Source organism: Pseudoalteromonas arabiensis (assembly GCF_001550155.1).
Taxonomy (GTDB): domain Bacteria; phylum Pseudomonadota; class Gammaproteobacteria; order Enterobacterales; family Alteromonadaceae; genus Pseudoalteromonas; species Pseudoalteromonas arabiensis.
On the sequence record NZ_LRUF01000024.1, the window covers coordinates 217,169 to 229,747 of the forward strand.

The 12,579-nt window shown below is 39.1% G+C and carries 14 protein-coding genes and 1 tRNA gene; 12 read left to right on the forward strand and 3 right to left on the reverse strand.

Annotated elements, in window-relative coordinates:
• The first annotated feature begins 6 nt into the window (after positions 1-6).
• From galU to PAARA_RS14245, 12 genes are all read left to right on the forward strand, one after another.
• Positions 7-888 carry a UTP--glucose-1-phosphate uridylyltransferase GalU gene (galU, locus tag PAARA_RS14190; RefSeq protein ID WP_062569675.1) on the forward strand — a complete coding sequence of 294 codons (882 nt, stop codon included), beginning with the start codon at positions 7-9 and terminating at the stop codon, positions 886-888.
• 578 nt (positions 889-1,466) lie between these two features.
• Positions 1,467-1,880, forward strand: coding sequence for an SPOR domain-containing protein (locus PAARA_RS14195; RefSeq protein WP_062569676.1), 414 nt, complete (start codon positions 1,467-1,469; stop codon positions 1,878-1,880).
• A 106-nt stretch (positions 1,881-1,986) separates the two neighbouring features.
• On the forward strand, positions 1,987-2,574 hold the full coding sequence (locus tag PAARA_RS14200; protein WP_062569677.1) for an SPOR domain-containing protein: 588 nt from the start codon (positions 1,987-1,989) through the stop codon (positions 2,572-2,574).
• Positions 2,575-2,708: 134 nt separating this feature from the next.
• The gene (locus PAARA_RS14205; RefSeq protein WP_062569678.1) at positions 2,709-3,299 is read left to right on the forward strand and encodes a DUF4402 domain-containing protein; all 591 of its coding nucleotides are present in this window, start codon (positions 2,709-2,711) and stop codon (positions 3,297-3,299) included.
• A 36-nt stretch (positions 3,300-3,335) separates the two neighbouring features.
• A complete protein-coding gene (locus PAARA_RS14210) occupies positions 3,336-3,794 on the forward strand; it encodes a DUF4402 domain-containing protein (protein WP_062569679.1) in 459 nt (152 codons plus the stop codon).
• 9 nt (positions 3,795-3,803) lie between these two features.
• Positions 3,804-4,631 carry a fimbrial biogenesis chaperone gene (locus PAARA_RS14215; protein WP_062569680.1) on the forward strand — a complete coding sequence of 276 codons (828 nt, stop codon included), beginning with the start codon at positions 3,804-3,806 and terminating at the stop codon, positions 4,629-4,631.
• Entirely contained in the window at positions 4,632-7,625 is a 2,994-nt protein-coding gene (locus tag PAARA_RS14220; RefSeq protein ID WP_062569681.1) for a fimbria/pilus outer membrane usher protein, read from the forward strand. It abuts the gene before it with no gap.
• Positions 7,626-7,641: 16 nt separating this feature from the next.
• On the forward strand, positions 7,642-8,241 hold the full coding sequence (locus PAARA_RS14225) for an SPOR domain-containing protein (protein WP_062569682.1): 600 nt from the start codon (positions 7,642-7,644) through the stop codon (positions 8,239-8,241).
• A gap of 57 nt (positions 8,242-8,298) precedes the next feature.
• A complete protein-coding gene (locus PAARA_RS14230) occupies positions 8,299-8,892 on the forward strand; it encodes a FlgO family outer membrane protein (protein WP_062569683.1) in 594 nt (197 codons plus the stop codon).
• A 12-nt stretch (positions 8,893-8,904) separates the two neighbouring features.
• A complete protein-coding gene (locus PAARA_RS14235; protein WP_062569684.1) occupies positions 8,905-9,585 on the forward strand; it encodes a FlgO family outer membrane protein in 681 nt (226 codons plus the stop codon).
• A gap of 3 nt (positions 9,586-9,588) precedes the next feature.
• Positions 9,589-10,230: a FlgO family outer membrane protein gene (locus PAARA_RS14240; protein WP_062569685.1), complete on the forward strand. Its 642-nt coding sequence runs from the start codon at positions 9,589-9,591 to the stop codon at positions 10,228-10,230.
• A gap of 64 nt (positions 10,231-10,294) precedes the next feature.
• Positions 10,295-10,369 (forward strand) — tRNA-Arg (locus tag PAARA_RS14245).
• A gap of 88 nt (positions 10,370-10,457) precedes the next feature.
• On the opposite strand, the gene PAARA_RS14250 is transcribed toward PAARA_RS14245, so the two are convergent.
• The 3 genes from PAARA_RS14250 to PAARA_RS14260 form a co-directional block, all read right to left on the reverse strand.
• Positions 10,458-10,844: a DUF6843 domain-containing protein gene (locus PAARA_RS14250; protein ID WP_338053569.1), complete on the reverse strand. Its 387-nt coding sequence runs from the start codon at positions 10,842-10,844 to the stop codon at positions 10,458-10,460.
• A gap of 175 nt (positions 10,845-11,019) precedes the next feature.
• Positions 11,020-11,547: a DUF6843 domain-containing protein gene (locus tag PAARA_RS14255; RefSeq protein WP_062569687.1), complete on the reverse strand. Its 528-nt coding sequence runs from the start codon at positions 11,545-11,547 to the stop codon at positions 11,020-11,022.
• Between the two features lie 10 nt (positions 11,548-11,557).
• A complete protein-coding gene (locus PAARA_RS14260) occupies positions 11,558-12,391 on the reverse strand; it encodes a hypothetical protein (protein WP_062569688.1) in 834 nt (277 codons plus the stop codon).
• Positions 12,392-12,579: the final 188 nt, after the last annotated feature.

Genomic DNA, 12,579 nt, shown 5'->3' on the forward strand with positions numbered 1-12,579 from the left:
GAAATCATGAAAGCAGTGATCCCAGTTGCTGGACTTGGTACGCGCATGTTACCGGCAACAAAAGCCATACCGAAAGAAATGTTGCCTATTGTTGACCGTCCTTTGATTCAATACGTTGTAAATGAAGCGATTTCAGCAGGGATTACAGAAATTGTTCTTGTTACGCATTCGAGTAAAAACTCGATCGAGAACCATTTTGACACTAGCTTTGAATTAGAGGCAACCCTTGAAAAACGTGTAAAACGTCAGCTACTTGCTGAGGTACAGTCTATTTGCCCAAAAGGCGTTACGATTATCCAGGTACGTCAAGGGGAAGCAAAGGGGTTAGGACACGCAATTAACTGTGCTGCACCGATTATTGGTGACGAGCCATTTGTTGTTATATTACCTGATGTCATTATTGACGATGTGGCGAGCGACCTTAAAAAAGACAACTTAGCTGAAATGATCGCCCGCTTTGAAAATACCGGTGAAAGCCAAATAATGGTTGAGCCAGTACCGCATAATGAAGTTGATAAATTTGGTGTTGTTGACTTAGGTGATGCCAAAATTAAGCAAGGTGAAAGTGCTGCAATTCTAAATATGGTTGAAAAGCCGCCTGTCGATCAAGCACCATCAAATTTAGCTGTGGTTGGCCGTTATGTGTTAAGCAAGAATATTTGGCCATTGCTTGCTAAAACGCCAGCAGGGGCAGGCGATGAAATCCAGCTAACGGATGCCATTGCTATGCTTATGGAAAAAGAAACCGTGGATGCGTATTCAATGAAAGGCAAAAGCCATGATTGCGGCAGCAAAATTGGTTATTTGAAAGCGATTGTTGAATTTGCCTTACGCCGTGATGAATTTAAAGGCGAGTTGACAGAGTTTATAAAGTCGCTAGCTAAATAACTGTTTAGTATAAGTAATCAAAGTTAATAAAAAGTGCCTATATGGCACTTTTTTATTATTTACATAACAGATGTAATTGTTGATTATTACTCAATTGAGGACTTTTCTGATATATCTTTATCTTAACGTGTTGTTAATATGAAAGTTAAGTAAAGCACTTACCAAGCAGCAAAGGGTAGCTAAATTAAGCTATACTTTGTAAAAATACCTTTAACGAAATTAATTTTTATTGCTTTAGGTCATCTAATATGAAAACTTAAGCAATAAGTTTTTGTTATGGCTAATAAAGTACGGTACTAAAATATAACAAAAATAGTACGCGAGATTCTTTAAATTAAGTTTAACTTTTAGTGCACTTAAAGGTGAAAAACACATGCGCGCAGTCAGCCCTGTGAACAAGCAAATTGACAATGGTATATTTTAGAATCATGTTTATTAAACATTGCATAAAGCCTTTGCAACATAGTGTGTGTTTGTTGGTATTACTATTTGTGTCTGGTTGCAGCAGTGATTCTCTAGTATCTCTTCAAAATAGTAAATTAGCCGCTTTGAGTGCCTCTATCAAGGTGGTTACTTTTGTGGGTGAGCAATTTGATTCGCCTTTTTTTCTAAACGCAAATATGCACACCAGCGGTTCAGCTTCGATTGATCCCCCAACACATTTATCAGCAGTCAAGACGAGGGATGTTCAGAGCTCAGGGTCAATAAGCGCCCAGCATAACTACTTATTTGCTCTTCAACTTGCGTCAGTTAATAGTGAAAAAAGCTTAGCGATTGCACTTAGAAAAATGCAAAGACTTGCCCCCCATATTTTTCAGGGATCCCCAATTTTGAATATGGAAGTTGCAGATATAGATCAGCATACCTACTATCGTTTGAAATTTGGCGGTTATAAATATTTGAAGAACGCGAAAGCTGACTGTGAGGCTATTAAGCGCCAAGGGATTGATTGCTGGGTAAGTAGCTATACAGATAACCGAGTGAACTTTTAGTTTTTATTCAAAGAATGGTTTTCTATCTGAAATTCGACAGGTACAAGTGCTATAATGGCACTTTTTTTGCTTGGAAGTAGAGTCGTTTTTTAGGGTGAGCTTTTTAATGAGTCGGTTTATTGTCTTTACACTTTTTATTTTACTACAGGCGTGTAGTTTCTCAGATTCAAACTCTTATGAAGAGTCAGATATTAATCGTGAGGAGCTTCAACAACTTTTAGTTGAGTGGGATACTAAAAAAGAACAAATAGATCATTTAAATACCATTGAAGCTGATTTGTTGATGCTGATACAAGCACTTGCGGTACAAGTTGACGTTGATAAATTACCTAAAAAGCTGCAAAGCGATCCTAAAGTTGTTAGCTATGGTAGCACTGAGCAGGTGTCTACAACGGTAAATCAAAATTTGAATGAAGTCACAAACACAGCATCACCTACTCATGGTGTGAAAATTGGCAGTTACTTAGTTGAGCGGGGAGTGAGAGCCCAATTAGGCCAACTTAAAAATCGTTATCCTAATCTTTATAATATGCTTAGTTATAAAATGAATACGCAATCATCAGCTTCTAAAACACTTTATAGCCTTGTCGCTGGGCCGCTACAAACAGAGCAAGAGGCGAACAAACTCTGCCAAGTTTTTGAACTTATTTATAGCCATTGTGAGACCACAGAATTTAAAGGTGTTGATTTGTAATTTATCGTTTTACTCTTTTTGATTTAAAACAATAAAAAAAGTACATTTTTTCCTAATAAAATAATGCATTTTGCCGATACTTAATTTAACCTGAATAAAAGGTTGAAACTTTTTATCATATCTTAGGAATGCATATGAAAAACTCAATAAAGATAGCAGCACTCATGACCTCATCAGCACTTTTAACGTTCAACGTTGTTGCTGAGCAAACTACTTTTCAAGCCGGTGTAACGGTACAAAACGCATTTACACTGCAAAAAGACAGCGACCTAGATTTTGGTACAATTCGCGCCAAAGCAGATACAGCGTCGACAGAAACAGCAACGTTAGTGTTATCTGCTAACCCAGCAACATCTGCGACGACAGCCAGCACAAATGCTGCCTTAGCTGAAATTGCTATCCTTGTACCTGGTACACCAGCGTCATTCAGTGTTTCAGGTGTATCACCTTTTGCAACCTTAAACATCACAAACCCAACTGAGACGGCCATAGCACCTGATTCAGCACCAGCTGGCACTGCAGGCTTTGTGTTAGCTTCGCCTACTTATTATGTATTAACTGGTGCAAACCCTAACTCTGCAGCCACAACCACAATTCAAGTAGATGCCAATGGTGAGGCAACATTCAATGTGGGTGGAACACTAACAACAGATGCCACAACTCCGGCTCTCGATTATATTGATGGTACTTATAGCGGTACATTTACACTGCAATTAGATTACTAACATAGAGTGCCTGCTAAGTGTTAGCAGGCATAACTTATGCGTACGCATTTTTGTCTATTAAGTGCTCTTTTATTGAGCGCAGGCTCTGTTGCACAACAAGCAATAACTGAGCTTGAACCACTTAGCTTTGGTCTACTGGCTATTACAGACAACTCAAGTGTTAGCTCTGTCACTGTTTTGCCAAGCAATACTAGCGCGAGCAGCAACAGTATTTATGTTGTTAAACAAGGGCGCGCTGCCGAGTTATTGTTTGAAGGCTATGGAGCAAGAATACAAGTTACCATTAGTGATAATGTGAATAACCAACCACTTAGTAATTTACACAATAACCAACGCTTTTATCTCAATCGATTGATTTATAACCCTACCTTGGTCACTGACTCATACGGCAGTGCTGTATTAACGGTGGGTGGGCAGATAAGCACAAGTGGTGATGGTAGCAGCTATAATGATGGTTATTATGATGCAACCGTCTCATTAACCGTAGACTTTTAATGGAATTTTATGAAGTACAGATACTTTCTATACTGCTTTATTGTTTTACTAACCTTTCATAGTGTTGCTGTATATGCAAACTTATTGATCTCGCCAACACGTATTGCATTTGATGACAGGCAACGAGTCGCTAAAGTTATTGTGGTAAATAACTCTAATGAGAGCAAAACTTACCGCCTTGAATGGCAAGAGAAAGTAGCGAAGCCGCAAGGTGGCTATATAACGCTGACCGACGATCAGGTTAACCCTAATTCACTGGCCAGTATGATGCGTTTGAGTCCTTCTCAAGTGAGGTTAGCGCCGGGAGAAAGGCAGGTTGTGAAAATAGCCCTTCGCAAAGCTAAAGGTCTGGCAGATAAAGAATATCGTTCTCACTTGGTCTTTAAAGCGCTACCCAATGAACATAAAAGTAATAGTAAAAGCTTTGGTATTCGTTTAGACATGGTTTTAAGTTATTCAATTCCTGTGATCTTAAGACAGGGAACTGCGCTACCTGAGGTTGATATTGCTTCAGTAAAATACTTAACAAATGATGCAAAACCATCACTTGGCATTAGCCTTAATCATTCTGGCGATTATAGTTCATTCGGAAAAGTGGAAGTTTTTCAAACTCTATCAGGAAGTAAAGAAGAGCAAAAAATTGCTATGGTAAATGACTTCAGCATTTATCCTGAGCTTGATAACGTTTCTTTAACTTTGCCCTTATTTGATAATATGAAGCTACAAGAAAATAGCCAAATACGCATCACTTACTCGGGGTTGAAAGAGTATCAAGGGCAAGTTTTTTCGACTAAAACGACGACCTTCACGTCTCAGCATTTTAATTCTTTGCAGTAAATGAAACGTCTCTTATTTTGTCTTTTAATGTTTGCCACTGGCGCCCCCGTCGCAGCTGAAAAAAATTATCAGGCTGTATTTGCTTCATTAAAGAAAATGCAGCAGCAGTTACAACAGTTAAAAGCTTCTGAAAGAGAAAGCGCTGATTCTCAGGCAACAGCAACAGATTTCAATAAAAAAATGAATGGGGAAGGGATCCCTGTTGGGGAGTTGTTGTTTTTTTCAGCTTACTTAAAGCGTAGCTACTTAGGAGAAGTATTAGCTGTTAAAAGTCAGCAAGGAATATGGGTCGACTTGCTGAGCTTCTCTGAAACCGTAGAGTTCGTAATTGATGTAAATGGTCATACAGGTATTGCTAAGGGCTGGTTTATTAATCCAGAAAATACCTTTGTGCTTGATACAACAAAAATGACCATAACCGTTAAAGGTCGGACATTTTCAATAGCTCAAGAACAGTTACACGTTGATCAGCAAGATATTTTTGTTGCTTCAACATTACTTGAGCAAGTGTTTGATTTAACAATGGCTGTAGACTACTCAACACTTGAACTTTACATAAACTCTGACGCACGATTACCCATAGAAGCACGCTTAGCTCGGCAGAAAAGAGAGCTAAGCCAAACAGCACGTTACTCTGAGCCAACACTACCGTGGAAAGAAAGCCCATATCAAGCTGTGTCCTCTCCTATGGCAGATATCCAAATTAGCATGACAGCAGATGATCAACAAAGCTCTGCGGGATACTCTATTCTTGGTGCTAATGATCTTGCTTACTTAAATGCTGAATACTACTTTGCGGGTCGTGATGGTGACTTACTTACTGATTCAAGACTCACATTTAGCCGTGAAGACTTAAATTCAGAGCTACTTGGCCCTTTAGCTGCAAATAGAATTGAGTTTGGTGATGTACTGGCAACGCAAATAGGGAACCGTTTTAATAGCAATTATGCTCGCGGTGCAAAAGTAACTAACAAACCGCTATTTAAGCCCGTTAATACTAATCAGGTTAACATCATTGGCAATATCCAACCCGGCTGGGATGTCGAGTTGTATCAAAATGGTGTTTTAATTAATCAGCTACTTAGTCTTAATGACGGTAGGTATATATTTGAAAATGTAGACTTACTGTATGGCGCCAATAACTTTGAGCTTATTTTTTATGGACCGCAAGGTCAAGTGGAGCGAAAGACTGAACAATACTTGATTGATGGCACTAGCTTGTCTGCGGGAGAGTCGTTTTATGAATTCTCAATCACAGAGCAAGGGCACCAGCTATTTAACCAATCGAATTATTATGTTGAAAACCCAGGCTGGTTGTTTTCTGGTCGTTACGATACAGCATTAACAGATAATATCTCAGTGTATGGCGGTATAGCGGGTTTAAAAAGTGAGTATAAAGATGACACTCAAAACCTAGCGATCGGTAGTAATGTGAGCCTTTTTGACCGCCTGTTAATTAACCTAGATTACGAGCAAAACAATGAAGATGAAAGCGAGCTTGAGTTTACCGCAAGAGGGCAAATTGCCGAGCAAGCGTTAAGGTTTCGTGCATCAGAACGAGAGCGTTTAATTAATCGTCAAAGCAGCCAGCAAAGAATGAGTTCATCAAGCAATTATGAATTTAATATCTCTGGAGAGGTCTTTCAAAATCAATACGGTCGACTTAACTATCAAAACAACGCTTATTACACTGATATTGATAGCCGATATGACAGCCTAAAGCTCGAGAATATCATGAACTATGCTTACTCAGGCTTTTCCTTTAATCACCGCTTGAGTTGGCAAAAAGACAGCAGGCTCGATGACTCTATCTTGTTGGGTAACGTTCGACTCCAAGGGCGATTTGGCCAAGTTTTTAGCCGCTTTAGTCTGGATTACAGTATGAGTCCTCAGCACTCTATTCAGTCATATGAGGCCCAATTTAATCGTAGCTTAACATCACAGTTGCAAGGTGAATTGACACTTCGCAACTCGCTTATCGATGATGTAAAGTCAGCGGAGATTGGACTTAATTGGCAATCTGATAGATTTAGCCTAAATAGTAATCTTAACTACGACAGTGAAGATCGTTGGCGAGTAGGGTTATTTAGCCGCTTTAGCCTAGGTTATGCTAGCCAAGGCACTGGTATCTTTTCTAGCAAACGAAGTTTAGCACGCTCAGGTACTCTGATGGCTCACGTTTACTTAGATGCCAATAACAATGGTATCAAGGATGAAAGTGAGCATGGGATTGCAGGTGTTAAAGTCAAAGGTGTGCAAAATTATCGTCAAGCAGTCACTGATGAAAACGGCATCGCATTGCTAACGAGTATGCCTGCGAATAGAACGACCGATATTGTTATTGATCCCGATAGTTTTCCAGACCCATTTTTGGTCGCTGCTAATGATGGTTTTTCTGTTACTCCCAGAGCCGGATTTATAGAATATATTGATATAGCGCTCAACAACAGCAGTGAAGTTGAAGGGGTTGTGTATGTTGCGCAAGATGAAAATATGAAAGTGCAACCGTTTGCGAACATCTCACTCATTGATAAAACAGGGAAAAAGGTGTCGCAAACCCAAGCCGCGTATGATGGCTATTACTTGTTTACAGACCTTCGCCCAGGCGAATATAAAGCAGTGATAGATGATGAATATAAAGACAAAAAATCATTAAAAGATAACCAACATGTGACCCTTAACTTATCAGCTGGTGGCGAAGTTGTTGTTGGCGCTGATCTAGTATTAAAGCCTAAACAAGTAAAAGATGGTTACATTGCTAAGTTAGGGCAGTTTTCATCACTCGCTATCTTAAAAACATATCTTTATCTTGTGAAAAAACCATTATCAGAACTCGCTATTTTAGATCCTTTTTATATCAAAAAAAGTGATAAAGAGTTTGTTCTCTCAGCCGCGTTTTCTGAAACTCAAAGCGATGAACTTACACAAGTTTGCAGCGTATTAAAGAGCTATAAGCTTAACTGTGATGTTGAGCCATATACGGTTAGTTATTAATTTAGGGAAAATTATAATGTTAAAGCGTCATTTTAGTGTTGTTTTACTTTGTTTACTGGCATCTGCGTGTCAATCAACAAATAGCAAACACTCTTCCACACCGCAAAATAGTGTGCAAATTACTCAACAAGAACTCGATAGCTTAAAAGAAAGTGCAGCGCAGTGGCAACAAGCTAAACCTAGCATTGATCGCCTTATCGCAATTGAAAATGATCTAAATCTACTAATTACCCAACTAAATGATCTTGCCAAGTCGCAAACAGAAAACCAAGCTAAAAGCTCACCCGTTAGTGAACAAGTTGTTGAACCTGTTGATGTTAAGAGTAATGCTTATACCGAGCAGCCATTATTTGCATTACAAGTTGCCTCTGTCACAGAAACAGCGCGATTAACGCGAAGTTTAGAAGAGTTAAAAAGTAAAGCCCCAAGTATGTTTACAGGTCAATTTGCGGTTAACGTTGAGGCTGTTGAAGTTAACAATGTGGTTTATCACCGATTGAAAATAGGCGCTTATAAAGAGAAGCAAATGGCTGAAAAGGATTGCCAGTTATTAAAGCAAAAAGAAGTCAATTGCCTTGTCACCCAATACACCAATAAACCCTTTTCAGGCATGTAAATATTATTAGGCATAATCCTTGCTTGTACATTGCTATGTTCATAGAGGGTGGCAATTATGCGACTTTTACATTGTTTTATATTTTTTATACTGACTGGTTGTAGTCTCACAGAAGAGACAAAACCAGTTGTATCAACCGATGCGCCTACAGCTCGCATGGCAGCCTACACTGTTAATCAATATGTTGCAGATTTAAGCAGTCAATTAAGCCGCATTCAAGGCTCTTACAAAGGCAATGCTCGTATTGCTGTAACCAGTTTTTATATGGCTGATGGCTTAGGTACTCGCTTGGCAAGCAATCAAGGCAATGGCTTGAGCCAACAAATCCAAGAGAGTTTAATGACTCAGTTCACACAACTGGGTTTTCATACCATTGAATACCGTTTAGAAAATACTTTAAATTTACAGCCTACGGCCGATAGTATATTAAGTCGTGATGTGAGTAAGTTACGTCAACGTCAGAATATTGACTTTGTCATCACAGGCACATTAACACGGCAACAACATGCCTACATAGTTAATGCGCGCCTAGTTAATACAAAAGATCAGCGAATAGTGTCGGCTGCCAGTACTGAAATTCCTATTAATGTTATGTGGGGAAATGAGAAAGTGCAGCAGCGTGATGGTCAGCTATACCGTAGTGAATATTAAGAGGAATTATCAATGAAACGTTTATTTTTAAGTTTATGCCTTCCTTTAGGCTTTGGTTGTTCTTCGATGCTGACAGCGGATAACGAAAAAACATACAGTGATGAGCCTCAGCTTGTTAGCGCACAGCGTGAAGTTGCTGCGCCGCAAACAAGCACAAGCGTATTTCAAAGCAACCAAGTGGTAATGAACGACAGTACATTTACTGCAGCGCCAACACGAAAGAACATTAATCACTATGTTCGAGGCATCATGCAGGATATGGTTGAAAACCTGCAATACGTTAACGATAAAACACCACTTGCGGTGTCTAGCTTTATATACCTAGACGCTGATTACAATGCAGGTTCATTACTTGGTAATCAAATTGCCGAAAGCTTTATGCACGAATTACATACCTTTGGCGTGCCAGTTATCGACTTTAAAACAACAGATTATATGCGTGTTACCCCCACAGGTGACTTCGTGTTTAGTCGAGACTATTTAGAATTAAGCCAGCAGCAAAACTTTAATTATGTACTGGCAGGCACTTTAGTTAATCACCAAGGTGGTGTGCTTGTGAATGCGCGTATTGTTGGCATTACCAGTAAAGCGGTCGTTGGCTCTGCTCAAGGGTTTATTCCACAGTCGGTTGTTGATGCACTCGACAGTACTAACCGTAGTGACGGTATTATGCTAAAGCAGGCAAGTGAGTAAATTATGAAACGTTTTCTTTCAATCGCTTTATGCTTAGCCCTAACAGGTTGTGAAATGCTTGCACAGCAGCCACAGCCAGAGCCAAAAGCGAATACTTCAACAACGCAAATAGATTATGCTGCTTTATTGCAAGAGCAACAAAATCAAGCGCAGCAAGTCAATACGAACGATAGACTATTCGTGCCGTATCAACATCATAAAACACTGGTTAACTATGTTGAGCAAATGGCGTTAGAGTTAGTTGATACAATGCAACAAGAGGCCGAGCTTGGTATCGCAATTACCACATTCGTTGAATTAGATGCCAGCCTTGATACAAGCTCTCAGCTTGGTAACCAGATTGCAGAATCAATGATGTATCAGTTACAAAAGTTCGGCTTTGGTGTGGTTGATTTCAAAGCGATGGATGTGATTAAAGTGACTCCTCGTGGCGATTTTGTCATGACACGTAAAGTGGAAGAGCTAGCAGAGCGTCAAATTGCCAGCCATGTACTTTCGGGCACCTTGATCTACCGTAACACCGGCGTAGAAGTGAATGCCAGAGTGATAAACTTAAATTCAAAACAAGTCACTGCAAGCGCACAAAAGGTCATCCCTTATTTTGTGCTACAAAATGAATCAATTCAAACCGCCAGTATCAAATAAAATTAGCCAAAACTAAAGGCTTGATTATAAAAGGGTTAGCCCGTTATAATTTTCTTAGCTAAGTGGCCTCTTAGTTAAATGGATATAACGGCCCCCTCCTAAGGGGCAGTTACAGGTTCGATTCCTGTAGGGGCTACCAATAAAATCAATAGGTTACATTCCTGTAGCCTTTCTTTGCAGGCCATTAGAGTAAAATCAAAGCTCAGAAAAAATGGCAATAAATAAGCCTAACACATACCTTCGAATAGCTTTTTATCAATATTTTTAACTTTGATCGCTTCAAAAATCGTGAGTAACTTAGGTAAGTCAGTTCTCTGTGATTTCGTGCCGATCGTAAACTTCTTATTAATCACCGTACAACCAAAAATGGGGCCTGCTTCACCTAAGCCACCAGAATATATAGCTCTTGTATTATCAGGGGGATCCTCTGAAACAGTGCTTATGGGAGCTCGTTTACCTGATTGACTCACAGAGAAGTACTTAATTTCACTGCTTTCACTCCAACCTTCATTGGCATCCATTTGTGTTACAAGCACACCTGATGGAGGAATATGATACACCCTTGAATTACCCTCGTATTTGGGAGGTTTACCATTTGGTGCGTTGAATACAATATATAAAGACCCTACTTATTCTTCTGGTATCAGGTAAATTGCAGGCTCTCTTTCTTTTACTTCTGTGCAAGCTGAGAGTAATGCGATTATTAAACCTGTAAGCGATATTTTGAGAAACTTCATTGAGTTACCTTTTGAAGTTGTAGAGCTCCATAGAAATTACAATGAGCAAGCCTTAACACATGCCTTCAAATAGTTTTTTATCAATATTTTTTACTTTGATCGCTTCAAAAATCGTGAGTAATTTTTTGGTATTTCTTTGCTCAGCATCTGTACCAACCGTAAAGTTTTTATTTATGACTGTACAGCCGTATATTGGACCTGAATGCCCTAAGCCACCGACATAAACGGTTCGTTCAGTTTTTGGTGTATTTTCTGACGATTCATATATAGGAGTTCGCTTACCGGACTTACTCACAGAGAAGTACTTAATTTCACTGCTTTCACTCCAACCTTCATTGGCATCCATTTGTGTTACAAGCACACCTGATGGAGGAATATGATACACCCTTGAATTACCCTCGTATTTGGGAGGTTTACCATTTGGTGCGTTGAATACAATATATAAAGACCCTACGTATCCATCAGGTATTAGGTAAATTGCAGGCTCTCTTTTTTGTACTTCTGTGCAGGCTGATAAAAACGTGATCATGAACCCGACTAGCAGTATTTTAAAAAAATGAGTATTGAAGGAATTTTCCATTGAGTTACCTTTATTTTAGTAAACCATCAAAGCAATATTTTAAACTTGCTTTTTCGAGTAACATACAGTGACCACTGTTGGCAGGGATGGATGTAAAGCGTTGATTCCAAGAAGTTATTTTTTGGAACTTTAGTTTTGGTTGTTTATTGGTTTGTCTAAAAAGCTCATCACCTACAGTTCCTTTAAAACTACCATTGTTATTGAGGGGTAATCGTATTGCGCTTGCTATCATTGGATAGTCAGCATTTAAAGATAAACTCACAGGTGCCGCTCCTTTTCTAACGTGTACCCCCAGTGAAACCGCCTGCCCACCAGGGCCGACTATAAACGCCTCACAATTAGGAAAACCATCGCCAGTAATATAAGTAACAATGTCCATGTGACCATTTTGTCTATCAATATCTATAACAATTTTGTATTTAACATTTAAGGTAGGAACATAGGAGAAACCTAAAGCTTCTTGTATCTCAGGAGAACCTGGCATAGCATGATTAACGCCACCATATTGACCTTCCATCCTATATTGATAAATGTGTTTATTGGGAAAAGCTCTGTTTTTAAGAAAAGTGCGTCCTTTTGGCGCTAATTCACCATTATATACTCTTTTTGCTCTCTCCCAAGGTGCTTTTGATGGGTCTGAAACCGTATTATTAGTGAGTATTTTTCCTTTTGATGTAGAAAGAGATAACCTATGCCAAATCCTAGATGTTATTGGTTTTACACCACTAGGTTTTAGAGAAAATCCCCGATTGTCACCTTCAAACATGAGGCCTGACCAGCCGAATGTTTTCTCTGGGTGAAATGAGCGTATATTAATTTCATAGTCTGCTAATTGGAGAGTCATGCGATAATTCCATTTATCAATAAGTTAAAATCCGTTTCGATTAGAGTAACACCGAGCTTGGTTAAAAACAAACCAAAAAAAACCGTGTAGCATCTCGGTAAAGAATGATCAAACTGAATGTAGGCAACTCGCTTAGTTTGTCGTTATATTTACTGAGAAACCTGATGGTGGTATGGCTTTAAACTATT

Excerpts from the sequence above, each read along its gene's own strand:
- galU (WP_062569675.1), top strand. The coding sequence starts at position 7 with ATGAAAGCAGTGATCCCAGTTGCTGGACTTGGTACGCGCATGTTACCG.
- PAARA_RS14200 (WP_062569677.1), top strand. The coding sequence starts at position 1,987 with ATGAGTCGGTTTATTGTCTTTACACTTTTTATTTTACTACAGGCGTGT.
- PAARA_RS14205 (WP_062569678.1), top strand. The coding sequence starts at position 2,709 with ATGAAAAACTCAATAAAGATAGCAGCACTCATGACCTCATCAGCACTT.
- PAARA_RS14210 (WP_062569679.1), top strand. The coding sequence starts at position 3,336 with ATGCGTACGCATTTTTGTCTATTAAGTGCTCTTTTATTGAGCGCAGGC.
- PAARA_RS14215 (WP_062569680.1), top strand. The coding sequence starts at position 3,804 with ATGAAGTACAGATACTTTCTATACTGCTTTATTGTTTTACTAACCTTT.
- PAARA_RS14220 (WP_062569681.1), top strand. The coding sequence starts at position 4,632 with ATGAAACGTCTCTTATTTTGTCTTTTAATGTTTGCCACTGGCGCCCCC.
- PAARA_RS14225 (WP_062569682.1), top strand. The coding sequence starts at position 7,642 with ATGTTAAAGCGTCATTTTAGTGTTGTTTTACTTTGTTTACTGGCATCT.
- PAARA_RS14230 (WP_062569683.1), top strand. The coding sequence starts at position 8,299 with ATGCGACTTTTACATTGTTTTATATTTTTTATACTGACTGGTTGTAGT.
- PAARA_RS14235 (WP_062569684.1), top strand. The coding sequence starts at position 8,905 with ATGAAACGTTTATTTTTAAGTTTATGCCTTCCTTTAGGCTTTGGTTGT.
- PAARA_RS14240 (WP_062569685.1), top strand. The coding sequence starts at position 9,589 with ATGAAACGTTTTCTTTCAATCGCTTTATGCTTAGCCCTAACAGGTTGT.
- PAARA_RS14255 (WP_062569687.1), bottom strand. The coding sequence starts at position 11,547 with ATGGAAAATTCCTTCAATACTCATTTTTTTAAAATACTGCTAGTCGGG.
- PAARA_RS14260 (WP_062569688.1), bottom strand. The coding sequence starts at position 12,391 with ATGACTCTCCAATTAGCAGACTATGAAATTAATATACGCTCATTTCAC.